General features: G+C 67.3%; 24 protein-coding genes. 15 read left to right on the top strand and 9 right to left on the bottom strand.

Translation table 11 applies throughout. The annotated features are described in order from the left end of the window. Nucleotides 1-209: 209 nt before the first annotated feature. Both H7J06_RS13205 and H7J06_RS13210 read right to left on the bottom strand, forming a co-directional pair. Complete coding sequence (locus tag H7J06_RS13205) at nt 210-1,622, bottom strand: glycoside hydrolase family 27 protein (RefSeq protein ID WP_264039343.1); 1,413 nt, start codon at nt 1,620-1,622, stop codon at nt 210-212. After that, on the bottom strand, nt 1,619-2,494 hold the full coding sequence (locus tag H7J06_RS13210; RefSeq protein WP_264039344.1) for a lysophospholipid acyltransferase family protein: 876 nt from the start codon (nt 2,492-2,494) through the stop codon (nt 1,619-1,621). The genes H7J06_RS13205 and H7J06_RS13210 overlap by 4 nt, the downstream gene beginning before the upstream one ends. Before the next feature lie 132 nt (nt 2,495-2,626). On the opposite strand from H7J06_RS13210, the gene H7J06_RS13215 reads away from it, so the two are divergent. The 9 genes from H7J06_RS13215 to H7J06_RS13255 all read left to right on the top strand — a co-directional run bounded on the left by H7J06_RS13215 (nt 2,627) and on the right by H7J06_RS13255 (nt 14,558). After that, the gene (locus tag H7J06_RS13215) at nt 2,627-3,193 is read left to right on the top strand and encodes a TetR/AcrR family transcriptional regulator (RefSeq protein WP_264039345.1); all 567 of its coding nucleotides are present in this window, start codon (nt 2,627-2,629) and stop codon (nt 3,191-3,193) included. 577 nt (nt 3,194-3,770) lie between these two features. Beyond that, nucleotides 3,771-5,021: a bifunctional glycosyltransferase family 2/GtrA family protein gene (locus H7J06_RS13220; protein WP_264039346.1), complete on the top strand. Its 1,251-nt coding sequence runs from the start codon at nt 3,771-3,773 to the stop codon at nt 5,019-5,021. 61 nt (nt 5,022-5,082) lie between these two features. After that, the gene (locus H7J06_RS13225; protein WP_264039348.1) at nt 5,083-7,050 is read left to right on the top strand and encodes an ArnT family glycosyltransferase; all 1,968 of its coding nucleotides are present in this window, start codon (nt 5,083-5,085) and stop codon (nt 7,048-7,050) included. 361 nt (nt 7,051-7,411) lie between these two features. Then, nucleotides 7,412-9,313 carry a cellulase family glycosylhydrolase gene (locus H7J06_RS13230; RefSeq protein WP_264039349.1) on the top strand — a complete coding sequence of 634 codons (1,902 nt, stop codon included), beginning with the start codon at nt 7,412-7,414 and terminating at the stop codon, nt 9,311-9,313. Nucleotides 9,314-9,445: 132 nt separating this feature from the next. Further along, nucleotides 9,446-10,906 (top strand): APC family permease, encoded by a 1,461-nt coding sequence (locus H7J06_RS13235; RefSeq protein WP_264039350.1) that lies wholly within the window; start codon nt 9,446-9,448, stop codon nt 10,904-10,906. A gap of 2 nt (nt 10,907-10,908) precedes the next feature. Further along, complete coding sequence (locus tag H7J06_RS13240) at nt 10,909-11,937, top strand: carbohydrate kinase family protein (RefSeq protein WP_264039351.1); 1,029 nt, start codon at nt 10,909-10,911, stop codon at nt 11,935-11,937. 31 nt (nt 11,938-11,968) lie between these two features. Next, nucleotides 11,969-13,225: an aminotransferase class III-fold pyridoxal phosphate-dependent enzyme gene (locus H7J06_RS13245; RefSeq protein WP_264039352.1), complete on the top strand. Its 1,257-nt coding sequence runs from the start codon at nt 11,969-11,971 to the stop codon at nt 13,223-13,225. Further along, nucleotides 13,222-13,860 carry a class II aldolase/adducin family protein gene (locus tag H7J06_RS13250; protein WP_264039353.1) on the top strand — a complete coding sequence of 213 codons (639 nt, stop codon included), beginning with the start codon at nt 13,222-13,224 and terminating at the stop codon, nt 13,858-13,860. The genes H7J06_RS13245 and H7J06_RS13250 overlap by 4 nt, the downstream gene beginning before the upstream one ends. Before the next feature lie 74 nt (nt 13,861-13,934). Then, the gene (locus tag H7J06_RS13255) at nt 13,935-14,558 is read left to right on the top strand and encodes a TetR/AcrR family transcriptional regulator (protein ID WP_264039354.1); all 624 of its coding nucleotides are present in this window, start codon (nt 13,935-13,937) and stop codon (nt 14,556-14,558) included. 14 nt (nt 14,559-14,572) lie between these two features. On the opposite strand, the gene H7J06_RS13260 is transcribed toward H7J06_RS13255, so the two are convergent. Next, complete coding sequence (locus H7J06_RS13260) at nt 14,573-15,007, bottom strand: Rid family hydrolase (RefSeq protein WP_264039356.1); 435 nt, start codon at nt 15,005-15,007, stop codon at nt 14,573-14,575. A 98-nt stretch (nt 15,008-15,105) separates the two neighbouring features. On the opposite strand from H7J06_RS13260, the gene H7J06_RS13265 reads away from it, so the two are divergent. From H7J06_RS13265 to H7J06_RS13275, 3 genes are all read left to right on the top strand, one after another. Then, entirely contained in the window at nt 15,106-15,594 is a 489-nt protein-coding gene (locus H7J06_RS13265; protein WP_264039357.1) for a MarR family winged helix-turn-helix transcriptional regulator, read from the top strand. An 83-nt stretch (nt 15,595-15,677) separates the two neighbouring features. Continuing rightward, nucleotides 15,678-16,346, top strand: a complete 669-nt coding sequence (locus H7J06_RS13270) for an NADPH-dependent F420 reductase (RefSeq protein ID WP_264039358.1) — start codon at nt 15,678-15,680, stop codon at nt 16,344-16,346. A gap of 27 nt (nt 16,347-16,373) precedes the next feature. Beyond that, nucleotides 16,374-16,739 carry a hypothetical protein gene (locus tag H7J06_RS13275; protein ID WP_264039359.1) on the top strand — a complete coding sequence of 122 codons (366 nt, stop codon included), beginning with the start codon at nt 16,374-16,376 and terminating at the stop codon, nt 16,737-16,739. Here H7J06_RS13275 and H7J06_RS13280 read toward each other — a convergent pair whose 3' ends face one another. The 4 genes from H7J06_RS13280 to H7J06_RS13295 form a co-directional block, all read right to left on the bottom strand. Further along, nucleotides 16,740-17,393, bottom strand: coding sequence for a class I SAM-dependent methyltransferase (locus tag H7J06_RS13280; protein WP_264039360.1), 654 nt, complete (start codon nt 17,391-17,393; stop codon nt 16,740-16,742). Nucleotides 17,394-17,416: 23 nt separating this feature from the next. Next, on the bottom strand, nt 17,417-18,490 hold the full coding sequence (locus H7J06_RS13285; RefSeq protein WP_264039742.1) for a coiled-coil domain-containing protein: 1,074 nt from the start codon (nt 18,488-18,490) through the stop codon (nt 17,417-17,419). A 118-nt stretch (nt 18,491-18,608) separates the two neighbouring features. After that, nucleotides 18,609-19,385, bottom strand: coding sequence for an SDR family NAD(P)-dependent oxidoreductase (locus tag H7J06_RS13290; RefSeq protein WP_264039361.1), 777 nt, complete (start codon nt 19,383-19,385; stop codon nt 18,609-18,611). A 46-nt stretch (nt 19,386-19,431) separates the two neighbouring features. Further along, nucleotides 19,432-19,908, bottom strand: coding sequence for a DUF1772 domain-containing protein (locus tag H7J06_RS13295; RefSeq protein WP_264039363.1), 477 nt, complete (start codon nt 19,906-19,908; stop codon nt 19,432-19,434). Between the two features lie 153 nt (nt 19,909-20,061). Here H7J06_RS13295 and H7J06_RS13300 point away from each other — a divergent pair, with 153 nt between their 5' ends. Further along, a complete protein-coding gene (locus tag H7J06_RS13300; RefSeq protein ID WP_264039364.1) occupies nt 20,062-20,520 on the top strand; it encodes a cupin domain-containing protein in 459 nt (152 codons plus the stop codon). Between the two features lie 204 nt (nt 20,521-20,724). Here H7J06_RS13300 and H7J06_RS13305 read toward each other — a convergent pair whose 3' ends face one another. Beyond that, nucleotides 20,725-21,657, bottom strand: a complete 933-nt coding sequence (locus H7J06_RS13305) for an aldo/keto reductase (protein WP_264039365.1) — start codon at nt 21,655-21,657, stop codon at nt 20,725-20,727. Nucleotides 21,658-21,740: 83 nt separating this feature from the next. Here H7J06_RS13305 and H7J06_RS13310 point away from each other — a divergent pair, with 83 nt between their 5' ends. Then, complete coding sequence (locus tag H7J06_RS13310; RefSeq protein ID WP_264039366.1) at nt 21,741-22,295, top strand: TetR/AcrR family transcriptional regulator; 555 nt, start codon at nt 21,741-21,743, stop codon at nt 22,293-22,295. 51 nt (nt 22,296-22,346) lie between these two features. On the opposite strand, the gene H7J06_RS13315 is transcribed toward H7J06_RS13310, so the two are convergent. Beyond that, nucleotides 22,347-22,955 (bottom strand): TetR/AcrR family transcriptional regulator, encoded by a 609-nt coding sequence (locus H7J06_RS13315; RefSeq protein WP_264039367.1) that lies wholly within the window; start codon nt 22,953-22,955, stop codon nt 22,347-22,349. A 71-nt stretch (nt 22,956-23,026) separates the two neighbouring features. Here H7J06_RS13315 and H7J06_RS13320 point away from each other — a divergent pair, with 71 nt between their 5' ends. Then, the gene (locus H7J06_RS13320; protein WP_264039368.1) at nt 23,027-24,130 is read left to right on the top strand and encodes an FAD-dependent monooxygenase; all 1,104 of its coding nucleotides are present in this window, start codon (nt 23,027-23,029) and stop codon (nt 24,128-24,130) included. Nucleotides 24,131-24,143 lie beyond the last annotated feature (13 nt).

The following is a 24,143-nucleotide window of genomic DNA, read 5'->3' on the forward strand; positions in this document are numbered from 1 at the left end:
CCCGCCCCCGCCCTGTATGCCGGGAACGCCATGCGGCCCGGGTGGCCCAGGTCCAGGCCCAGGGATCGGCGGACCCGGTCCAGGACCGGGTCTACCGCCGGCTCCGCCTCCACCGGGGCCGGGACCCAGCGTGCCCTGCGTGCCGCTGTTGCCCTGCTGATTCCCGCCCTGCACGGTTAGGTGGCCTGGGGCGCGTTTCGCGCCCCAGGTCACGCCACGTCAGCCCTACTCACGAACACGCGTACCAGCCGAACCGCGTGGGACGGCAACGATTTGGCGACGATGGCACCGACGGTCGTAGTGCTGCCACCCGACCACAGGTCGCGTAAGGCGTAGCAGGGAGCCGACGGCAGACCTGCCGCGGCGGCCGTGGTCGTGACATCCGCCGGAGCGCTCGACGGATTGAACAGGGCCACGGCCACCGTGGAATCGGCGAGCCGCTTGGCCCAGACCCTCCCGTCGCGGCCGACCTGACGAGCCTTGGCCATCATCGGATCCTGGTCGACGGCGATGACCTCGCGGTTGGTGAGAATCTCGCGCGTGACCGGTGACATCGTGCGCAGATCGTTGCCCGCCAACAGCGGCGCGCCCAGCATCGCCCACAGCGAGAAGTGGCTGCGCTGCTCGTCGTCGGTCAAGCTGGGCCCTGCGTCGGCGATCTGCTTCACGGTTTGTTCCGGCATGGCCAACATCGGTTCGACCATGGCGCGTTGGGCGGCGGTCAGCGTCTGTGTCCGTTCGCTGTGGCGCAACAGTTCTCGGAAGTGGAGGAAGAACTGACTCCACGTCACGCCGACCACCAGCATGTCCGGGTCACTGCGATAGTCGCCTTTGGCAGTGGCGGCGGCTGCGGTGGCGAACTGTTCGGGTACGCCGTTGAACACCGCCAGCGCCAGTGGGTCCACTCCGTCCGGAACTGGAAAGGACAAGTGCCACAACGGAACGAGATCGCCAGACGTACGTACCATGTCGGCAATGCCGGACCAGTCGAAGCGCACGCCCGCGGTGGGGTCCCGAGAGCTGTTTGGGTTGATGCTGTACACGATGCGCCTGCCACTGTGCCGCAGCGCCGACCCCATCGTGCCGAAGACCTCGACCTGCTGGTCGTGACTGGCATCCGTACCGCACCAGTCGTACTTGAGGAAGTCCACGCCCCACGCTGCGAACGTGGCCGCGTCTTGGGCTTCGTGTCCGAGGCTGGCGGTGCCGACACCCTGACCGCAGGTCTGGTTGAAGGGACTCGAGTACAGGCCGAACCGCAATCCCCGTGCGTGCACGTAGTCGACCAGTGGTTTGAGCCCGAAGGGGAAGCGCAGCGGGTCGGGGACCAATTCACCGTCCGAATTACGTTCGTGCGCAGACCATCCCGCGTCCACGTTGACGTATTCGTATCCGACGCCCTTCATACCGCTGGACACCATTGCGTCGGCGGTCTCCCTGATCGACTTGTCGTCGACCTCGATTCCCGAGTTCCACGAGTTCCACCCCATCGGGGGCGGCAGCTCAGCTGGGGCGGCAATCGTGACACCGGTCGGATCCGAGCAGCCGCACACGACGGCGGCCACCCCTACCGTGCAGAGCACGCGACGCAACATCGTGACCTCCCGACGATCGACGTTCACGACGTCGCGGATGGCGGCCGTAATGCGTGGCGCCAAGCCAGCGGGTTGAGGTGCCGGAAGGGGTCTTCGGAACGAACGTCCTGCAACTCGCGCAGGACGTTCTCCAACGCCGTCTGCGTACGTGCCTTGACGGTAGCCACCCAGTCGTCGTCCGTCACCCCGGCTGGCTGCCCGGTGTCGATCGGTTGGCCGAAGCGCAGATACATCCGCTGCGGGCTGGGGATCGGGGTTGGACCGACTCCGCGCATCAAAGGCATTGCCATGTCCGTCCTTCCGGTCATCGTCTGGCTCAGCTTCTCGGTGAGTCGACCCAGCACGCTGTCTCGCTCCACGATGCTGCGGTAGATGTCGTCGCCGCCCACGTGGCCGACAGGGACGATCGGGTAGTCGTTGGCAATCGCCACCCGCGCAAAGCCAGCTCGGCCCTCCCACTTGAGCTGGTATTCCTCGCCCCTGAACTTTCCCAGCTCGCGTCCGCCCCCGGGAAACACGAGCACCGTCTCGTTGTTCTCCATGAGTTTGGTGGCATTCTCGGGTGTTCCGACGACCCCGCCACAGGCGGCCAACACGTCGCCGATGGGCCCGGGCATGGACCCCATGCCCCGTTCGGTCAGCGGCCGTACCCGGGTACCGGTGATGCGCCGGACCGACAGGCAGGTCAGCCACGCCTCGGCCATCCCGGTCTGGGTGTGGTTGCCCACCAGGATGAATCGCCCGTCGCGAGGCAGGTTTTCGGTGCCGTCAACGTACGGGCGTGCGAGGTCGACAGCCGGCCACATGCCGTCGGCGGTGGCTTCGACGAGTCGGCGGAGCGCCCGAACGCGTCTGGGCTGCTCGATGATCTGTTCGGTTTTGGCTGCGGCGTTCGTCATGTGGGCGTTCCTTCGTCGGCTGGCAAGGGGCCACCGTGAGACATCCGCGCGACCGACGGCCTGCGATGTCTGCGACGGGGTCACTGCCGCCAAAGTACCAAACGAACCGTTTCGTTTGGTTATGATCTTCCTGTGAGAAGCTCCGCTGAACTGCGCGACGTGATCCTCGACGCCGCACGCACCGAGTTCGCCCGATACGGCCTGGCCGGCGCGCGGATCGACCGAATCGCCAGTGCCGCGCACGCCAGCAAGGAGCGGCTCTATGCGCACTTCGGCGACAAAGAAACGCTGTTCCGGCAGGTGGTCGTCGCCGACAGCGCGAAGTTCTTCAGCGCGGTCGCCGTCCGAGCGGATGCCGTCGCCGAATTCGCCGGCGACCTCTACGACCTGGCACTCGACAACCCGGAGTCGTTTCGGATGATCACCTGGGCACGACTGGAGGGCATCGCGCTCGAAGAGCCCCAGCTCGACGGTCGAAGCGTGCGCGAACGCGACACCGCCGCCATCGTGGCCGCCCAGCAGGCCGGCCACGTCGACCCGCGATGGGACCCTTCGGAACTGCTGACATTGATGTTCGGCATCGGAATGGCTCGGGCAACGTGGCCGCGAGACGAGGCTGGCAGTGCCGACGCCCATGCGCCGAGCCGTGCCGCAGCAGTCGAGGCCGCCGCCCGAATTCTGGCGCCGCGACCGGGTTAGTCGACGGGGCGCGCAAACCTGGTTTACGCGCCCCGTCGGTCCGCGAAGACGTTTAGAAGCCGGGGCCAGGCAGGAACGGCGCGCCCAAGCCGAACCCGGGACCGGGTCCCATCATTGGAGCCGGCGGCGGGGGCGGACCCCCACATGGCAGGAACGGCAGGCACAGTCCGGGTCCGGGTGGCCGTGGTGGTGGGAAGGGGAACGCGTTGGCGGTCCCGGCGCCCAATCCGACGGCAGCGAACGCCATACCGCCGCACACGGCGACCGTACCGGCAGCCATGCGGACCTGAGTTCTACGAATCACTACGAATCTCCTTCGTCGACGTACGTCACGGGCAGTGCGGACTTCGACGCTACGGCCGCGGCGTGGGCGGGCCGTGTCGACACCGTGGGAATCAGATGTGAGCCGACACCACGACCGTATAGGTTTGAAACATGTACCAGCTCAGAGTGATTCGTATAGATCCTTGATCTAGGGCTGGGGCGGGAGCCCACCATCGCCGGAGTCGGCGATCCTCATAGCAGTCGCAAAGGTTCGCCCCACGGTTCCCCCATGGGGGTACCCGACGATGGGGGCATGACTCAGCAGAGCGTGATGGACGTAGTGGCTCCCTCTACGGCGTTGGCCCGGCCGAACGCCGTCGCCGAGGCCCGAGACCGCGGGGTGCCTGTCGTCGACGTGGTGGTTCCGGTGTACAACGAGCAAGCTGCCCTCGACGCCTCCATCCGGCGCCTGCACCGCTATCTAGCGGATACCCTGCCGTTCACCGCACGAATTACCATCGCGGACAACGCGAGCATCGACGAAACACCGCGCATCGCCGCCGAACTCGCCGCCGAACTCGACGGTGTGCGGGTGGTTCGGTTGGAGCAGAAGGGCCGTGGGCGCGCCCTGCACACCGTGTGGTCCTCCTCGGACGCGCCGGTGCTTGCCTACATGGACGTCGACCTGTCCACCGACCTGGCCGCGCTGCAGCCCCTGCTGGCGCCACTGATCTCAGGGCATTCGGATCTCGCGATCGGCACCCGACTGGCCCGCAGCTCGCGCGTCGTCCGCGGCGCCAAGCGGGAGGTTATCTCGAGGTGCTACAACCTGATCCTGCGCTCGACGCTGTCCGCGAAGTTCTCCGATGCACAATGCGGATTCAAGGCGGTCCGCGCCGACGTGGCCGCCCGACTGCTGCCCCACGTCGAGGACACCGGCTGGTTCTTCGACACCGAGCTGCTGGTGTTGGCCGAGCGATCCGGTCTCCGCATCCACGAGGTGCCGGTGGACTGGGTCGACGACCCAGACAGTCGCGTCGACGTCGTCGCAACCGCCACGGCGGATCTGAAGGGCATCGCGCGCATGCTGAAGGGATTGGCAAGCGGGGCGATCCCCGTTCGGGAGATCACCGCACAGCTCGGTTCGGGCCGGGCTGCCGCTCCACGCAGTCTGATGCGCCAGGGCGTCCGCTTTGCCACCATCGGAGTGGCGTCGACGCTGGCGTACCTGGTGATCTTCTCACTGCTGCACGCCACGACTGGCGCCCAGGCCGCAAATCTGATCGCACTACTGATCACCGCCATCGGCAACACCGCAGCCAATCGCCGCTTCACCTTCGGCGTGCGGGGCAGCAGTGGCCTGCTGCGCCACCATGTCGAGGGGTTCGCCGTCTTTGCCCTTGCGTTGGCACTCACCAGCGGCTCGCTTCTCGGGATTCACAGCCTGGTGTCCCCCACGCCACACTGGCTGGAACTCGGAGTGCTGATCGCTGCGAACCTCACCGCGACCGCACTTCGCTTCACGCTGATGCGCGGCTGGGTGTTCCACCCCAACCGCGGCTGATCAACCCACCACGATCTGAGACCACCCTGGACCAGCGATCACGCTGGGCGAGAGGATCACGATGCCCGTACTAACGGACACCACGCAGCAACCCGCACAGACCAATCATCCTGAGCAGACTCCGGATCCGCGCTGGGCGCGACCCGCGCTGGCGGTCCTGCTCGTGGCCACCGCGACGTTCTGGTGCATCGGGCTGAGCCGGAACGGATGGGCGAACGCCTTTTACGCCGCCGCCGTCCAGGCTGGTACCAAGAGCTGGAAGGCCTTCCTCTTCGGCTCCTCCGATGCCGCCAACGCCATCACGGTCGACAAACCGCCGGCCTCACTGTGGCCGATGGAGATCTCCGCTCGCATCTTCGGAGTCAACTCCTGGTCGATCCAGCTGCCGCAGGTCCTGCTCGGCGTGGCGTCCGTCGCGCTGCTCTACGTCATCGTCAAGAAGCAGTTCGGACCCGCGGCGGGACTGATCGCGGGCGTCACCCTGGCGCTGACACCGGTGGCCACCTTGATGTTCCGCTACGACAATCCCGACGCGCTGCTGGTCTTCCTGATGGTCGCCTCGGTGTGGGCGGTGCTGCACGCCGTATCCGACGGCCGCACCCGGTGGCTGGTGTTGTGCGGCGTCCTGCTCGGCATGGGCTTTCTGACCAAGCAACTCCAGGTTCTCCTCGTCGTGCCGGGACTGGCGCTGACCTACCTGGTCGCCGGCCCTCCCCGGCTACGCGTCCGGCTCGCACAACTCGTCGCCGGCCTTGGTGCCATGCTCGCCGCAGCGGGCTGGTGGGTGCTGCTGGTCGAACTGTGGCCCACCGACAGCCGCCCCTACATTGGCGGGTCGGAGAACAACAGCTTCCTCGACCTGACCTTTGGTTACAACGGGCTCGGCCGGCTAGTGGGCGGAGAGGGCAATTCGCCAGGCGGTGGCTCCATGCCCGCCATGCCCGGTGGGGGTGCCAGTCCGTTCGGTCACGCCGGCATCGCCCGGATGTTCACCGGCGAGTCGGGAGCTCAGATCTCCTGGCTGTTGCCCGCCGCCCTCATCGCACTGGTCGTCGGCCTCGTCGTCACCCGACGCCTCCCCCGCACCGACCGGGACCGCGCACAGTATCTGGCGTGGGGTGGCTGGTTGATCGGCACGGCGGGTGTATTCAGCGCAATGTCGGGGTTGTTCCACGATTACTACACCGTCGCACTGGCACCGGCAGTGGCCGCGCTCGTCGGAATCGGTGCGGCGGACCTGTGGCGCCGCCGCGGAAACACCTGGGCGGTCGTCGTCCTCGCCGGGACCACTGCGGTGACGGGTGGATGGGCCTGGGTCTTGCTCAGTCGCACACCGGACTTCGTCGGCTGGCTGCGCTGGGTCGTGCTGGCGACGGCAGCCGGCGCCGCCGCGGCCTTGGCGATCACCGCGTCGCCATCCCTGCAGCGCCCGCGGATTCGGCGCGTCGCCGCCGCCGTGGCGATCGCCATGGCTCTCGTCGGTCCATTGTCGTACTCGATCCAGACGGTCAGTACCGCCCACACCGGTGGCGTCGTGACGGCGGGCCCCCAGATCCCCGGTACGGGCATGGCAGCGATGGGTTCGCCCCGCGGCTCCGACTCGGGGCATGCGGCCACGGCGCCGCGCCAATCCGACAAGGACGTCTCGGCTGCGATGGTCGCCACGCTCTCAGTCGACGGCGGGAGCTACACCTGGATCGCCGCCACACCGGGTTCCACCGAAGCCGGCTACTACCAACTGGCGACCGATCTGCCGGTGATGGCACTCGGCGGGTTCGGATCCTCTGACCCCGCTCCCACACTGAAGCAGTTCCAGGACTATGTCGCCGACGGCCGCGTGCACTACTACGTCGAGTCGACGGGCCTCGGTCTACCCAAGGGCGAGAACGATTCCGGCACGCCGCTCGTCCCACCCGGAGCGAACGGCTCGACGGAGGCCGAGCACATCAAGGACTGGGTCGAGAAGAACTTCACTCCGATCACCGTCGACGGCGTCACGCTCTACGACCTGACCGCACCGCCGGAGTGAACACCCGCCGGGCAGCCGAGTTTGCTGGCATTCCACATACCCGCACGGCGGCAATCGGATCGCGAAACTCGCATGCTCGTCGATCTGCCTCAAGCTGCCGATTCACGATCACAAGTGGCTGTGGATCGTCGGAGCGGTATTCGTAGCCATATTCCGCCAATTCGGTCCCCAACACCGAATTGTCACCTCAACGCCGATCATCTCAGGCATCCTTCACGGACGCCGCCAAGGGGTCGACGACACAGCAAACCGATAGACAATCCATAACGAATCCACGCCGTCGTGTTTGCTGAACCGTGCGTTAATTATCGGACTGCCATTGCTCAATGGCGCGATGCGGTTCGGACACGGGGGAGCAAGAATGACAGGTTCGATTGGCGGGTGGAGTGGCAGGGTCGCCACCCGGGGGATCATCGCCGCAGTTCCCACCGCGATGGTCCTCGCGTATTCCGGCAACCTCTTCGTTCAGATACCGCCCCGCTCGGCGAGTTACTCCTACGTCGAGACCGCAGAGATCGTCGACGCGCCGTCGACCGTTGGGATCGCCGACTCGAACCTGTACGGCATGACCGATGCCGAAATCTCGACGGAACTCGACCGTTTGCAGTCGTTGGGGGTGACCAGCATTCGAGTATTCGTCCCCTGGGGTCTCGTCGAGTACGCCGACGACACCTACAACTGGTCCTACCTCGACGGCATCATCAACGCCGCCGAGGAACGCGACATGGGCGTCATGATGGAGGTCAACGCGACGCCGAGCTGGGCGGCCGCTGATCCTGAATCCGCCAACTACCCAGCGGGTTCGGCCACTCCCGACGTGGAGAAGTTCACCGACTTCATGGGGACGTTGGCCACCCGGTACGGCGACACCGTGTCGGCGTATGAGATTTGGAACGAACCCAACTACGCCAGCTTCTCCAACCCGATTGACCCGGCCGCGTACGCGGAACTTCTCAAATCGGTGTATCCGGTGCTCAAGGAGATTGACCCCACTGCCACGGTCGTCGCGGGAGCCCTTGGCACGGTGCAGGACTCCTCGGTGACGATGAGCGCGGTCACGTTCGTCCAGCAGATGCTCGAGGCGGGCGCCGGCGACTACTTCGACGCGATTTCGGTTCATCCCTACCAAGACACATTGCCGTTCTCGGACGGATACGACTGCAATTGCGGTGGGCAACTGACCCCGTTGCAGGAGATCGACGCGATCAAGGCACTCATCGGAACCGACAAGACCGTGTGGATCACCGAGTACGGCCTGTCCACCGTGAACGGTGCAGACGACGAAGCCAAACAGGCCCAGTACATTCAAGACCTGCTCGACTACTGGCAGACCTACTCTCAAGCCGGGCCGATCTTCATCTACACGGGCAGTGACACCGCCACCGGCAGTTCGGACCCAGAGGCGAACTACGGTTTGTTCTACGAGAACGGGGATCTGAAGCAGGCGGCCGAGATGCTTGCCGCGTGGATCGCCGAGCACACGACCGTCACCACGCCGACGGACCCGGGATCGACGACTCAGCCCACGCTGCAAGAAACCCTCCAGAGCATCGTGAACGCGGTCTCCGAGACCATCCGTCAGGCAGTGCAAAGCATTTCGGTATTTGCCCAAGCCATCGTCACGGCAATCACCAACGTGGTGACCAATTTGACGAACGCCCTTGCCTCGATTGGCGGCGCCGCGACGGTATCCGCCGCGGAGGTCACGACGTCGACGACAACCGCCACGGCGACCGCCACGGAAACGAGTGCCAGCACCAAAGCGGAAACCCCGGAACCACGAGCGGAGTCTGCCACGTCGTCGACCAAGGATGACGCCGCGCAGACTGCGGTCGCGGTCACGGCAGCCACGGCCGACGCCGTCGCCTCCTCGAGCAAGGTGGTGGACGCTGCCGTCGACTCGTCGACGACCGTCACCCCGGCAGCATCCGGTACCGCGGCTTCTGCACCCGTCGACGCGGAGGCCACGCCCAAGGCGCCCACGCAGGGTTCTGTTTCCGAGACGGGCACCACCCGCACCGACGACTCACCGCGCTCGGCGACCTCGGCCGGGCCGAAGACCAGCGAGGCCGCCACGGACCACCCGGCCAGGCGTCGCCCGCCGACGCATCCCACCAGACCGACTGTCGACCAGTCGGAGGTTGCGAAGACCATACAGTCGAAGACCGACGTCGCCACACGGTGGAAGGACCGGCACCTGGCGGGGGTCACGTCGCCCTCCTCGTCGTCGTCGGACGGCGGAGCTTCGGGTGGCGGCGACTAACCTCGCCCCGGTTTCCATCGCGTTAAACAATCCTCCAGGGGTTGTTTTATTTCGGACGCCCGCATACTTTCGTCTAAAGTACGCACCCGGACCGGGCAGCACCAGCCCTCGACATCTCCTGGAGATACGTCAATGTCATCACGCACACCGGATGTCGCCGTTGGTGAACCGACACCGCAATCCAATTCCGGCCCCACACAATTCAAGGCCAATCTCGGAACCGGAAGGGTTGCACTCCTCGTCATCGCGTGCGCCGCACCGCTGGGGTCGGTCATCGGAAACACACCCATCGGGTTTACCCTCGGCAACGGTGCGGGCCTTCCCATCGTCTTCCTGGTGGCCGGACTGGTGCTCGGTTGCTTCGCGGTGGGATACGTCGCCATCAACCGGGCCGTCCCCGGCGGCGGCGGCTTCGCGCGGTACGTCCACGCCGGTTTTGGACCCGGCGCCGGCCTCGGCGCAGCGTATGCCACCACCCTGGCCTACGGCGCGGGAACCATCGGAATTACCGCTGCTGCAGGCTATTTCGCCGACGTCATCGCTCAAGCACACGGGCTCGACCTGCCCTGGTGGATCTACTCCGTCATCGCACTGCTGATCGTCGGCACACTCGGCCGCCATGCCGCGGACCTGAGCGCGACCGTACTGCTGGTCATGATCGTCGCCGAGTTCGCCATGCTCGTCGTCCTCGACATCCTGATCCTCGCGCACAACGGCCTGTCGGCGTTGCCGCTGGACATCTTCACGCCGGGTCACGTGTTCTCGGGCAGCATCGGCCCGGCTCTGATGATTGCCTTCACGTCGTTCATCGGCATCGAATCCGCCGTCATCTACGCCAACGAGGCGCGCAATCCGGGGAAGACCGTGCCCAGGGCGATCTACCTGTGCGTCGGTGCCATCTCGGTGTTCTACTTCTTCACCATCTGGCTCATCGTGGGTTCGGTCGGTGTGAACCAGATCGTGCCGAGAGCCCAAGAGGCGCAGGGTGATCTGCTGTTCGTGCTCTCCGGCGAGCAGGGCGGGAGCCTGCTCACGGCACTCATGCAGATCTTCTTCCTCACCAGTGTGCTGGCGTCGCTGGTGGCGCTGCACAACGCGACGACGCGCTACCTCCAGACGATGGGCACGCAACACACGATGCCACGGTTCCTTGGTGCCCTTCACCCGCGCTACCAGGGACCCGCGCGCGCCAGTGAGGCCCTGTCGATCTTGACGGCAATCGTCGTCGTCGTCTTCGTCGTGGTCGGCGCCGACCCCTACCTCGGTGTCTACACGAGCCTCGGCGGGTTGTTCACCGTCGGCATCGTCGCGATGCAAGGCGCGGTAGCCGTCACGGTGGTGGTCTTCTTCCGTCGACGCCGGGACAAGCGCGTGTGGAAGACGTTGGTGGGTCCGTCCATTGGCGCGCTCGGCCTGTTGACGGCCACCGGTTTGATCATCGCCAACTACTCGCTGCTCACCGGCACCGAGGACACGATTCCGAACCTTCTGCCCTGGCTGATTCCGCTCGCCTTCGTCGTCGGATTCGTCGTCCATCGCCTCCGCCGCGACGTCGTCGTGGACTTCGATCCGGTGTCGGCGGCTCGGGAGTGACGGTGTCGTTCGGCGCACGGTTGGCGACCGTCGCGGTACTCGGGCCGCACATCGTGGACGTCCTCGGGCGGCCGGTGATCGAGATACCCGCTGGCCAGGGCAGCACGAGGCTGGACGAGATCCGCATTACGGTCGCCGGTACCGGCGGCGGCGCGGCCGTGGACCTGGCGAAGCTTGGGTGCTCGGTCGCCTCGTTCGCCGCCGTGGGCGACGACCTGCTGGGACGACTCCTGGACTCGCAGTTGCAAACCCATGGCGTGGACACCACGGGTCTGGTGTGGCGTCGCGACGCGGTGACTTCGGCGACCATCCTGCCGATCCGGCCCAACGGTGACCGCCCGGCCCTGCACGTTCCGGGTGCCACGCCCACCCTGCGGGCCTCCGACCTCGACGGTGCGGCGCTGCTTGCCGCCGATGCGGTTCTCTTCGGCGGCCCCGAAACGATGCCGCACCTCCTCGAACCGGACGGCGTCGCCCTCGTCGAGGCGGTGCACGACGCGGGCAAGCCGGTCTTCGTCGACCTCCTGCATCCGGCAACGGCCACGACGCTCGCCCTACTCACTCCCCTCCTGCCGCTGATCGACTGGTTCCTGCCCAACGAGGAGCAACTGCGTGGCCTGACCGGGATCGACGACCTCGTCGACGCGGCTGGGGCGCTGCTCGCCCGCGGGGTGGGTGCCGTGGCCGTCACGGTCGGCGATCAGGGTGCTCTGGTGCTACGCCCCGCCGTCGAACCCGTGAGAGTGCCGGCGCTGCCGACGACCGTCGTCGACACCACCGGCTGCGGTGACTCGTTCAACGCAGGCCTGATCACCGGGCTGCTGAGTGGCTGCACCGCCGAGGACGCAGCGCTCCTCGGGTGCGCCTGTGGCGCGTTGGTCGCGTCCGGGCTCGGCTCAGACGCCGGAATCACCGATCTCGCCGGAGTCCTCGCGTTGATCAACGCGTCGCATCCCGATACCGCCGACCGCATCGGCCGCACCGTCGACGATCACGTCACGCGCCGCACGAACGACGTCGTGGACGCCTGACGCCCGCGCATCACTCGAGAAGGAGAACATCATGACCACTGACTTGGGCGTGACCACCGACCGACGCCAGCGCAGCGTCGATGCCGAATTGCGCAGGCGCGCAGCAGCAGTCGTGCCAAACGGCATGTACGGCCATCTCAACATGGCTGCACTACCGGCGATTCCGCAGTTCGTCGCCCGCGCGCGCGGCGCACGTCTGTGGGACGTCGACGACAACGAGTACGTGGACCTCATGTGCAGCTGGGGCCCGGTCATCCTTGGCCATCACGACCCGGTCGTCGAGGAAGCCGCCGAGCGGCAGCGTCGGCTGGGCGACTGCCTCAACGGACCCGCCCCGGTCATGGTCGAGCTCGCCGAGGCCATGGTGGAGACGATCAGCGGTGCTGACTGGGCGATGTTCGCCAAGAACGGGACGGATGCAACCACCATGTGTTGCACCATCGCTCGCGCCGAGACCAAGCGGCCGCTGATCCTCGTCGCCACCGGGGCCTACCACGGAGCCGCCCCCTGGTGCACTCCGTTCCCGGCCGGCGTCACCGCCGCCGACCGCGCGAACCTCCTGCAGTACGACTACAACGACATCGCCTCGGTCCGCGCCGCGGTTGGAGAGCACGCCGACGACGTCGCCGCCATCATCGCCAGCCCCTTTCGGCACGACGCCGGGTTCGACCAGGAACTCGTCGACCCGACCTTTGCGCGCGAGCTCCGGGCGTACTGCGACGAGATCGGTGCGGCGTTGATCTTGGACGACGTGCGCGCCGGCTTCCGCCTGCACCACGGCGGAAGTTGGGAGCCGTTCGGCGTGGAGCCCGATTTGACGCCCTGGAGCAAGTCCATCGCCAACGGCCACGCCCTGGCGGCCGTCACCGGGACCGACCGCTACCGCGAGGCAGCCGGCAGCATCTTCGTGACCGGTTCGTTCTGGATGGGTGCCGTGGCGATGGCCGCGGGTCAGGCGACCATTCAGGAGCTCGGCCGACGCGACGCCGTGACCCGGATGCGTGACCTCGGCCGGCAGCTGCGCACGGGGGTGGCCGAGAGCGCCGCTGCGTGGGGATTCGACATCCGCTACACCGGGCCCGATCAGATGCCAAATCTGTTGTTCGCCAACGATACCGACTACGAGTTGGCGGTCGCGTTCAGTGCCGAGGCGCAAGCCCGTGGGGTCTACGTGCATCCGAAGCACAATTGGTTCGTCTCGGCCGCGATGACGTCAGACGATCTCGACATGGCGCTCACCGGGCTCGACGGTGCGTTCGCCGCGCTGCGCACCCGGTACCCGCGGTGACCCCGCTGGAGTCGCTTCGCGGCGACGTCGCGGCCAGCTGTCGCGAGCTGGCCGGGCATGGTCTGGCGTTGGCGGGAGCCGGGAACGTCAGCGTGCGCAGTGATCGGCACGTGCTCATCACCCGCGCCGGCTTGCGCTTCGAAGCCGCTGCGCCCGAGGACATCACGATTCTCAGCCTGGACGGCGACGTTCTCGACGGTGCACGGCCGTCGTCGGAGACGCGTCTGCACCTGGGCATCTACGAACGGTCGTCGGCGCAGGCGGTCGTGCACACCCACGGGAGGAGTTCGGTGGCGGTGGGTCTCGTGTGTGATCGGATGCCCTTGGTGCACTACAACCTCCTGCGATTGGGCGGTCGCATTCCCACCGTGCCGTACCACCTCTTCGGGTCTGACGAACTTGCCGGGGCAGTGGGTGCCGCCATCGCCGAGGGGTTCGGCACGGTGCTGATGCGCAACCACGGAGCGGTGAGCAGCGCGCGTTCCGTCGAGGAGGCCGTCGAGCACGCCGCCTTGCTGGAATGGCTGTGCGACGTATATCTGGCGGCGCGCACCCTCGGCACACCCGAGTTGCTCACCGACGACGACCTCGTCGCCGTGGCAGCACAATCCGCCCGCTTGTCCTACGGGCACTAGCGCAGTGCGTCCTCCGTCTAGTGGTGTCGACCGGGGCTTAGACTCGGTGCGCAGCAGCTACTCGAGGGGACCCGATGCCGAAGATCGTCGATCACGACGAACGTCGTGAAGAGATCTTGAGTGCCGCCATCCGCGTCATCGACAGCGTGGGGCTCGACAACACGACCACCCGAGCCATCGCCCTCGAGTCGGGATATTCCAACGGCGTCCTGAGCCACTACTTCCAGGACAAGGACGACATCCTGCGGTCGATCCTCGTCACCACCCACCGCCAGTTCATGGATCGGGTCGCGAACGGCATGCGCGGGAAGGACGAGTTCGGTCGGCTGTGGGCGATGCTGATGCACAACCTTCCGCTCGACGGCGAGCGCCACCTCGAGACGCTGATGGAGATCACCTTCTGGCCGCGGGCGCTCTCCAACCCTGCGCTGCGGCAGTTTCAAGCCGTGGCGGCCAGCGAATTGCTCACGCAGCTTCGTGGCCTGATCGCCGACGTGCGGGCGGCGGGCGGCCTCGACAGCGATCTGACCGACGCCGACATCGCCGAGTTGCTCATCGCCGTGATCGACGGACTGTCGGTGCACGCCGAGCTGTTCCCCACGCGGCTGCCGTCGGCTCGCCAAAAGAGGTTGATGCGCGCGCAGTTGACCTCGATCGGGTTTCGCGTCGACGAGAAGGCTACGGCCGCTTCGAAGTAGCGCGTCTCCGCGGTTCAGTCCGACTGACCGACCAGGGCGGTCACGCGGATCTCGACGCGCATGCCCGGAGCGCCAAGGGCGGCGACGCCGATCTGGGTCCAAATCGGCGCCCGGTCACCCATCCGCTTGCGGAACTGCTCGACCATCACTCGGGTGTGATCGTCACCGATCGTGTCCTCAGCGGTTGGAATGTGGTAGCTGTCGACGGCGATGACGTCGGTCCAGCTCGCGCCGACGGTGGCCAGCGTGCGCTCGACGTTCTCGAACGCCTGCACGATCTCCTCGTCGAGGGATTCGGGGAAGCTGACGGGAAAGCTGAGTTCGCGACCCCAGCCGCCTTGCCCGGAGATCTCGACTCGGTCGCCCACGCGGACCGCCTGCCGGTAGTGCAGCAGCTCGAGCATCGTGTCGCCGTACCCGGGAGTGCTGGTGAAGATGGCGCTACTCATGGTGAACCGTCCTTGTTCCTTGACTTCATGGATGAAGTCAAACTAGCACGGACTCACTTCATGCGTGAAGTGACTGCTTGGGTCGTTACGATGTCGGCATGGCGGCGGGCAGATCGGGAAACGGGGCGACCGGCCCTGAGTGGCTCGACCCGGACGAGAAGGACGCCTGGACCGGGCTGGTCTCACTCATCCTGCTGCTGCCCAGCCGACTCGAGGCGCCGTTGCAAGAGGCGGCCGGGCTGACCCTCTTCGAGTACCTCACGCTGAGTCACATGTCCGAGGCTCCAGAACGCCGCATCCGGATGAGCGAACTGGCCTACCTCGCCAACGGGTCCCTCTCGCGGCTCTCCAACGTGGTGAAGCGCTTCGAACAGCGGGGCTGGGTCGCCCGCGCGCCCGATCCCGACGACGGACGCTATACCGTCGCCTCGCTGACCGAGGCCGGGTACGCGGTGGTCGTGGCCGCGGCCCCGGTGCACGTACGCGCCGTTCGCGAGGTCTTCCTGGACCACGTGAGCGCCTCCGACGGACGGGCACTGGCCCGGGTCGCCGCCAAACTCCGCGTGCGTCCGTCCGACCTGGCCTGAGCCGCCGATCGGCCCGTCGCGGAATGGACACCGCAGACCCACTGTTGCCTCCAGAAGGTCCGGCACCACCACACGGAGGCAGCATGAAGATTGGCATCATCGGCGCGGGGCAGATCGGCGGGACGCTGACGCGGCGGCTACGCGAACTCGGACACGAGGTGCGGGTGTCGAACTCGCGGTCCCCCGAGACGCTCTCCGACCTCGAGAACGAGACCGGTGCGACGGCTGTGTGGGCGAAGGACGCCGCAGCCGACGCCGACCTCGTCATCGTGAGCATTCCGCAGAAGAACGTTCCCGATCTGGCCAAGGGCATCGTCGACGCGCGCAAGCCGGGCGCCCCGGTGATCGAGACCAACAACTACTACCCGCAGCAACGCGACGGCGAAATCGCGGCCATCGAAGACGGTCAGGTCGAAAGCGCTTGGGTCGCAGACCAAATCGGCGCGCCGGTGTACAAGGTGTTCAACGGCATTTGGTGGAAGCACCTACTCGAGAGCGGCAAGCCCAGCGGCACGCCGAGCCGCATCGCGCTGCCGATCGCCGGAGAGGACGGGCCCGGCCGGGCCCTGGTACACGACGTCGTCGACCACCTCGGGTTCGAACCGGTCGACGCCGGACCAATCTCCGAATCCTGGCGTCAGCAGCCGGGAACACCGGTGTACGGCAAGGACTTCGACGCAGACCGGACTCGTCAGGCGCTCGCCGAGGCGACGTCGGAGCGGACGTCGGAGTGGACCGCGCGCACCTCCTGACGCCGCCGGATCACTAGAGTCGGCAGCATGGCACAGCAGAGTAAACCAGGCTTCTCGGACAACGTCTTCGTCCGTACCGTCAACGCATTGGCGGTACGGGCGATGAACTTGCCCGTCGTGGGGGGTCTCGTCCGTCGTGGGCTCGTCGAGATTCGCTACGTGGGACGGAAATCCGGCAAGACATTCGAAATCCCGGTCGGCTATCGCCGCTCCGGCGATTCGGTCACCATCCCGGTCGGGATGCCCGACAAGAAGAGCTGGTGGCGCAACTTCCTCGGCACGGGCGGGCCGGTCACCCTGGTCGGGCTGGACGGGCGGGATCGCACCGGCCACGCGGTGGCGATCCGACACGAGCGCGGTGCCGTGTCGGTGCGGGTGCAGCTGGACGAGTGATCAGCCCGGCTTGACCCAACGCCACTGACGGGTGGAGCACTCCTGGGCGTCGGGCAGCCGATCCCGCACCGCCGCGACCACTCCCGGCCACCACTGCTCGTCGTAGTCGTCGCCGGACAGCCAGCCCCCCGGCGCCACCTTGGGCAGCCACCCGTCGATGTCGGCGAGCACGCTGTCGTACTCGTGACGGGCGTCGAGGTGCACCCAGGCCAACGACCCGTCGGCGAACAGCGCCGCAGCCCCCGGGGACGGGCTGACCACGAGGTGCACCTGGTCGGCGAATCCGCACGCGATGACGTTGCGATGCAACTGCCCGGCGAGGGTGCCGCCACCGTCGGCGACGGCGGCGGCATGGGAATCCTTGTCCGCGGTGCCCTCGCGACCACTACCCCGGCAATAGTCGACGCCGACCACGGTGAAGTCGCGACCCGACTCGCTCACCACCTCGGCCAACGAACACAGACTGCGGCCGAGGTAGCAGCCCACCTCGACGAACGTGCTGCCCTCGGCGAACGTCGTCACGGCCTCCTCTTGGAGATCGCGCCAGCCGAACCAGCCGTGGATCTGCGACCAGTGCGACACCGGCGCGACGGGCGAGCTCACGCCGTCGTGGTCGCCGGGAACGACGCGGGTTTCGGATGTCGAGGCGGGCACGGGAGCATTATCGCCAATCGCGCTCAGCTGCGTGGCGTCGTGGTGATGTGCACGTGGTCGTAGTGTCCGTAGCCCGACGCCTGCGGCCCGGCCGGTGTGCTGTAGGTGCCGCGCCAAATGACGTCTTGTATCCCGAAGCGGGCCGAGTTGCTCATCGCGAACGCGCGAATCTGGTCTCCGAGGGCGATCCCCTCAGGGCTTTCCGGGTTGGGAATCATGATGTCGATCGCCAGGCCGCTGGGATGCCACGGCTTCGAATCGGGCCGCACCCCGTCGATCTCGGCGATCTGGGGGAACTGGGCGCTTACGGCCCGGGCCGCCAGGATCGTGTTGGGCTGCAGGCCGGCCTCCGACGCAACACCGACGGGCAAGGACTCCGGAAGCTCTGCGATGGCGGCCTCGGGCGGCAGCGCGACGTCGCCCGGGGGCAGGCCGGGCATCGCGGCAATGGCCGGAACGGCGGCGTCGACCACCGCCTGTTGCTGCGGTGACAACGCCGCGTACTGCGCCTCCGCGGCAGTGATCTGGCGCAGCAGTTCCTTCCACTTCGCCTGCAGCTCTGCGCGCACGCGGGTGGCCGACTCCGCTGCGGAGCTCGCGTCGGCGGCCGATCTCCTCGACGCCTCGGCCGCGGCGGCCGCCCGCTCACGTGCTGCGTGAAAGGCAGCCACGTGATCGGCGATCCCCGCGGCCACCGTCCGCTGCAGCGAGAGCTGATCGATCAGCCCCTGCGGAGAGACTGCGGTCAGCACCGCCGCGAACTGGCCGTTGCTGCCGCTGGTGTAATTCATCGCCGCGATGCGGTCGAGTGCGGCCTGATGGGGCGCGAGCTCGAGGTTGGCGACCTCCAGGGCTTCCTGGTCGGCACGATGGCGGTCGACGGCCGCCGTCTGCTCGGCCAGTCTGGCGTCGGCGTCGCGCTGCGCGGCGGTGACGGCCTCACGACTCTGCACCGCCTGCTGGGACAGCTCGTCGAGCTTGGCCAACGCGTCGGCCGCCGGATCCGCCCTGCCCTCGCCCATGGCCATTCCCAGCACCAGGGCCGCCGTCACGAGTCCGCACGTTGCTCGCAGAAGGGTGTGGCGGACTCCGGTCACGCGGATTGTCACGATCCTTCGTTCGTGGACCGCTCCTGGCCCGGCTGTCGCCCCCGGGCAAGGCTACGAACTGGCGCCGACGGTGTCTACTCGGCGACGAGGTGGTCGCCGGCCGGCCTCACATGCGCCCGCCGGAGGCGTCGACGGTGGCTCCGGTGATGTAGGACGCGTCTGATGACAGCAGGAACGCTGCGATGGCGGCGATCTCGCTGGGTTCGGCTCGGCGACCCAACGCGTAGACCGCCTTCAGAATGTTCTCCGGCGCCACCCCACGCAACGACGGTGGGGTGTAGCTCGGCGCATGCCGGGCTGCCATGTCGGTCACGGTTCCGCCTGGCGCGATCGCGTTGATGGCGATGCCCCGTTCGGCCAATTCCGGTGCCAGGTTGAGCACCATCGCGGACACCGCGGCCTTGCTGGCGGCGTAGAGGGTGTGCTGGTAGACCGCAATGCGGGCGCTGACCGACGAGGTGAGCAGGATGCGTCCACCGGTACCCATCACCGCCGCAGCAGCCTGGGCCGCGAACAGCTGGCCGGCCACGTTGATGCCGAAGACCCTGGTGAAGTCGGCCGCGGTGATCGAGTCGAGGGCCCCGAAGTACTCGACGCCCGCGTTGCTTGCCAGCAGGTCCAGGCCACCGAACTCGGCGACGACGCGTCCCACCAGATCGTGGGTCTGCTCGGGGTTGGACACGTCCGCGCGGAAGGCAGCCGCACGGTGTCCCGCTTCGGTCAGTTCACCCACCAGAGCCTCGGCGGACTCGGCATCGGCGACGTAGTTGACGGCCACCTGGGCGCCGTCGGCGGCCAGTCGACGGGCGATGGCGGCGCCGATGCCCCGGCCACCTCCGGTGATCAGGGCGCGCTTGCCTGCGAGCCGTCCCGGTTCAGTCATCGTCGTTTCCTCTCGTCGGACGAAATGCATGGTCTTGATGGTGGTGTCACGCGACGAGAGACACACAGAGGGCGACGACGGCGAGCCCCTGCAGCCCTGCCCGAGCGCCGATGATCGAATCCCACTTTGCCTGAAGCGTGCGGCCGTTCGGAAGTCCCCGGCCGGCGTCGGCGGCCGCGGTCAGTTGCCGGTTGACCGGTGCGCTCACCCCCAGGTACAGCGCGAGCCAGACCAGCAGCGCAGCCAGCGCGATGCCGGCCGCGACGGCCTGTGTCCCGTGTCCGGCGACCACCGCGAGCACCGTACTCGTGGCCGTAGCCACGACGCCGAGCACTCCAGGCAGCGGCATCCGCCTGTCGCCGTAACGGTGCACGCTGCCCATGACGGCGACCATGGCGTCGTCGGAGACCGACGCGAGAGCGGGCCGCAGCACGATCGCACAGAACACGTCCGTTCCGTAGACCACTGCGGTGCCGAGCAGGGCAATCAGCGCGGCGGCCCGCGCGAAGTCGTCGACGTCCATGGTGATGGTCTCCTCGAGTCGTGAACTGCTAGCAACGCTAACCCCAAGATCGCCCGATGGTCAATAGCGTCGCTCGCACTTCTAGCTTCGATAGTTGTAGCTGACCCGTCCGCGGCAGTTGGTCGGCGTTCGGGAAGGTCTACCGTCGAGTGCATGACCGAGCCCGACGGCTTCCATCCCCACTTCCCGAACGACGCCGCAGAGCGTCCGCCCCGAAATCGAGTGCGCCACATCAAGTCAACCGAACTCGACGCGACCACCGCGCAGACGGACGGCATGCGACGCTTCGCGGCGCTGAGCGGATCCACCGTGGGCAGCGAGAAGCTGTGGATGGGGGAAACCATCGCGGCGCCGGGCACGGTCTCGGCCGACCACCATCACGGCGATTCCGAGACCATGATCTTCGTCCGCAGCGGGCATCCCGAGTTCGTGTTCCTGGATGGCGACGGTGAGGTTCGGATTCGCACCAACCCCGGCGACTACGTCTTCGTCCCGCCGCACTTGCCGCATCGCGAAGAGAACCCGGACCCAACCACTCCGGCAGAACTGGTGATCGCACGTAGCAGCCAGGAGGCGATCGTCGTGAACCTGCCCGCGTTGTACGCGCTCTGAGCCCAGCCCGGGAACGGCGCTCCCACTGCACGCCCGCATCGCACACCAATTTCATGCGCCGGAGGGGCGGTCTCACGTCACCTCGACGCACGCCGACCGTCGGCCCCGTGGACGAATCACGCTGCGTGGAAAGCCATACGGCCCACGTTCGACGCCGGGGACGACGTCCCTCGAGCCACAATTTGGGGCGTTACCTGAAGCCGTTCACTCGTCCGCGGTGCGGAACGCCTCGACGCCGTCTCGGCCGGCGAGGTCGGCGCCTGGCACGGCGTCGAGCTGGGCCAGGTGCTCGGCGCTCAACGAGAGCGTGCCGGCCGCCAGGTTGTCCTCGAGGTGGTCGACGGAGCGGGTGCCGGGGATGAGCAGGGTGTTTGGCGCGTGAGCCAGCAGCCAGGCCAGCCCGACCTGAGCCGGAGTCGCGCCGACGTCGGCTGCCACGCGTTGCACGACGGGATCGTCGGCCACCTTGGGGAAACCGGGGAACGCCGATCCGAGCGGAAAGAACGGCACCCAGGCGACGCCGTGGTTCAGGCACACCTGGAGGACGTCTTCGCGCCGCCGGTCGAGCAGGCTGTAGGCGTTCTGCACGCAGACGACGCCGGCCGGCAGCGCGCGCGTCAGGGTCGCGGCGTCCACGTTGCTGAGGCCGATTTCGCCGATCTTTCCCTCGTCGCGCAACGCGATCATCTCGGCGAGCTGGTCGTCGAGGTCCACGACCTGGTCGCCTTCTGCGATGACGCCGGGGCCGATGTCGGCGCGCCGCAGGTTCACCACCGGTACGTGCTCGATCGCCAACTGCTCGAGATCGCGCTCGACCGCCGCGCGCAGATCCTCCGGCTTCTGCGCCAGAGCCAACGGCGGTGTCCGCCCGGGTGTCGAGACGGCCCCGACCTTGCTGACGATGACGACCTCGCGCGGGTAGGAATTCAGCGCCAGCCGGATGCGGCGGTTGACTTCGCCGTCGTCGTAGAACGATGCAGTGTCGAGATGATTCACACCAAGCTCGGCCGCCCGGCGAAGCAGCTCGATCGCGCCCTCTGCCGGCCCTTGGCCCACGGACATGGCGCCGTAGCCAATCCTCGCGACGGCGTGCGCGCCGATCTGGCCCGGCCCTCCGGGTCGCCCGTCTTCAGGCATCGCTCCTCCTCGGGGGATAATGAACGCCAATACGGAGGCTCCTCCGCATTAGGCGACGGTAGCAGAAACGGAGGATCCTCCGCATGGCGGAATCGGGACGCTCCGATGCACGACGCAACCGCGAACGGCTCCTGCAGGTCGCGGCCGCGGCATACGCCGCCGGTGACGGCGTCCCCTCCCTGGAGGCGATTGCGCGCTCGGCCGGCGTGGGTATCGGCACCCTGTACCGCCACTTTCCTACGCGCGAGGCCCTCGTCGAGGCGGTCTACCGGGCCGAGCTCGCCGACGTCGTGGCCGCCGCCGCCGCATTGCTGCAACGGCACCCGCCGGCGGTCGCTCTGCGTCGATGGCTTGGCCGTTACGCCGACTTCGTCGCCGCCAAGACCGGAATGGCCGAGTCGTTACGGGCAATCGTCGACAACGGGACGGTGCAGGCGGGTGACACCCGGGCCAACCTCACCGGCGCAGTGGAGACATTGCTCCGTGCCGGCGCCGCCGACGGCAGCCTGCGCACCGACATACGCCCGGACGACGTGGTCTGCAGCATGGTGGGCATCGTGCTGGCTAGCTCGTCAACCGCTCAAGCGCGCCGAATGTTCGGCTTGCTCGTCGACGGCATCGTCACCAAGCGCGACTAAATGGATTCGGCGGAAACCGCTTTGACGATGCCGCGCGCCGAAGGCATCACCCTAGTCACCGCCGGCACGGAGCCCGACCAAGGGCAGGAACACCGCGTCCACGATCTCCTCGATGGCCTCGTCGGTCAGAGGGGCAAGCGTGAACAACACGTCGTGACGAAGCAGGTCGACGGGCAGCTGCGCGAGGCGGCCCGTGATCTGATCGGCCCGAATCTCCCCTCGGGCGATGGCGCGGGCGACGAGCTTGTCCATGGTGGCGCCACGCTCACCCTCGAGTACCGCGCGTAGTTCGGACAAGCTGATGCCGGTGTCGCGGTAGAAACCGCCGAGCCGGGTGACGACGGTGACGGCCAGGTGACCGCGTTGACTGTTTGCCTGCCGCAACAGATCGATCACGTCGGCACGAAGGCTTCCGTTGTCCGGCACCGTGATTGGAGTCTTAGTCATCGCGGCGACCAACGCGGCGTGCACCAGTTCCGGCTTCCCCGGCCAGCGCCGGTACAGCACCGCTCGACTGGTGCCCGCCCGAGCGGCGACGCCGTCGACGGTGAAGTCGTCGTAGCCGCGCTCGTCGAGTTCGTCCCAGGCCGCGGTCAACAACGCGTTCTCCAGCGCCGCGCCGCGACGACGCTGCGGAGCCGGGTCTGCGTTAAGAGACATTGCGTTTCCTAAGTTCTGTCGCTACGGTTCGTTAGATACACGGTGAATCCTATATCGGAGGAGGCTTTCTGATGCGCATTCTGGTTTGCGGCGCGGGCATGGCGGGATTGGCCGCAGGTATCACCTTGGGCAACACCGGGCACGACGTCACCATCGTCGAACGCGCGCAACATCTTCGGGTCAACGGCTCCCCGATCGACATTCGTGGTGAATCGCTGGCCGTGGCCAGAGAGATGGGCATCCTCGAAGGGATCCGCGCGCGAGAGGTCGACATGACGCAGCGAACGTGCTTCGTGGACGGCAACGGCACAAAGGTGGCCGACCTGCCGTTCGAGGCCATCAACGACTCGGCCGGCGACATCGAAATCCCGCGAGAAGACCTGGCGCACGTGCTGCGCAACGCGCTCGGACCGTCCGTGGCGTTGACGTTCGGCGAGTCGGTGGCCGACCTCCACGATGACGGTGGCGGCGTCGACGTCGTCTTGGCCTCCGGCGGGCGGGACCGCTATGACCTGGTGGTGGGCGCCGACGGCCTGCACTCTGCAACCCGCCGAATGGTTTTCGGACCCGAGCGTCAGTACGTGCGCCACCTCGGCTTCTACACCGCCCTGGCAAGTCTGCCTGGTTACCACCCGAGCGACGCCCCCAACCCGATCTACAACTACCCGGGGCACATGGCAGGGATCGTCACCTATCGCGACGTCGCGTTGGCGGTGTTGACCTTCCGATCGTCCTGGATCGACTACGACTACCACGACCTCGACGCGCAGAAGCGCATCCTCACCGAGCAATTCGGCGGGCACGGCCGGTGGCGGGTGCCCGAACTGCTCGACGCGGCATGCCGCGACTCGGAGCTGTACTTCGACTCCGTGAGCCAGGTCGACATGCCGACATGGCATCGCGGACGGGTGGTTCTCGTCGGCGACGCCGCGCATTGCGCATCTCCGCTGTCCGGGCGGGGCACCAGCCTGGCGCTCACCGGAACATGGTTGCTGGCAGGGGCTTTGACGGAGAACGCCAACGATCTGGCAGCCGCGTTCGTCCAGTACGAACACGCGCAGCGCCCGCACGTCACCTACGCGCAGGGCACGGTGGATGCCGGTGGGGACCTGCTGGTGCCCGCCACCCAGGATGCCATCGACGCCCGCAACCGCGAGTTGGCTCGAGCCAGCTGACCCGAGGGGCCGG

Source organism: Mycolicibacterium hodleri (assembly GCF_025822245.1).
Classification (GTDB): Bacteria; Actinomycetota; Actinomycetes; order Mycobacteriales; family Mycobacteriaceae; genus Mycobacterium; species Mycobacterium hodleri.

Coding starts and splice junctions, on each gene's coding strand:
- H7J06_RS13260 (WP_264039356.1), bottom strand. CDS start 15,007: ATGAGTAGCGCCATCTTCACCAGCACTCCCGGGTACGGCGACACGATG.
- H7J06_RS13320 (WP_264039368.1), top strand. CDS start 23,027: ATGCGCATTCTGGTTTGCGGCGCGGGCATGGCGGGATTGGCCGCAGGT.
- H7J06_RS13315 (WP_264039367.1), bottom strand. CDS start 22,955: ATGTCTCTTAACGCAGACCCGGCTCCGCAGCGTCGTCGCGGCGCGGCG.
- H7J06_RS13255 (WP_264039354.1), top strand. CDS start 13,935: ATGCCGAAGATCGTCGATCACGACGAACGTCGTGAAGAGATCTTGAGT.
- H7J06_RS13235 (WP_264039350.1), top strand. CDS start 9,446: ATGTCATCACGCACACCGGATGTCGCCGTTGGTGAACCGACACCGCAA.
- H7J06_RS13245 (WP_264039352.1), top strand. CDS start 11,969: ATGACCACTGACTTGGGCGTGACCACCGACCGACGCCAGCGCAGCGTC.
- H7J06_RS13225 (WP_264039348.1), top strand. CDS start 5,083: ATGCCCGTACTAACGGACACCACGCAGCAACCCGCACAGACCAATCAT.
- H7J06_RS13265 (WP_264039357.1), top strand. CDS start 15,106: ATGGCGGCGGGCAGATCGGGAAACGGGGCGACCGGCCCTGAGTGGCTC.
- H7J06_RS13290 (WP_264039361.1), bottom strand. CDS start 19,385: ATGACTGAACCGGGACGGCTCGCAGGCAAGCGCGCCCTGATCACCGGA.
- H7J06_RS13230 (WP_264039349.1), top strand. CDS start 7,412: ATGACAGGTTCGATTGGCGGGTGGAGTGGCAGGGTCGCCACCCGGGGG.
- H7J06_RS13210 (WP_264039344.1), bottom strand. CDS start 2,494: ATGACGAACGCCGCAGCCAAAACCGAACAGATCATCGAGCAGCCCAGA.
- H7J06_RS13275 (WP_264039359.1), top strand. CDS start 16,374: ATGGCACAGCAGAGTAAACCAGGCTTCTCGGACAACGTCTTCGTCCGT.
- H7J06_RS13310 (WP_264039366.1), top strand. CDS start 21,741: ATGGCGGAATCGGGACGCTCCGATGCACGACGCAACCGCGAACGGCTC.
- H7J06_RS13305 (WP_264039365.1), bottom strand. CDS start 21,657: ATGCCTGAAGACGGGCGACCCGGAGGGCCGGGCCAGATCGGCGCGCAC.
- H7J06_RS13270 (WP_264039358.1), top strand. CDS start 15,678: ATGAAGATTGGCATCATCGGCGCGGGGCAGATCGGCGGGACGCTGACG.
- H7J06_RS13220 (WP_264039346.1), top strand. CDS start 3,771: ATGACTCAGCAGAGCGTGATGGACGTAGTGGCTCCCTCTACGGCGTTG.
- H7J06_RS13300 (WP_264039364.1), top strand. CDS start 20,062: ATGACCGAGCCCGACGGCTTCCATCCCCACTTCCCGAACGACGCCGCA.
- H7J06_RS13295 (WP_264039363.1), bottom strand. CDS start 19,908: ATGGACGTCGACGACTTCGCGCGGGCCGCCGCGCTGATTGCCCTGCTC.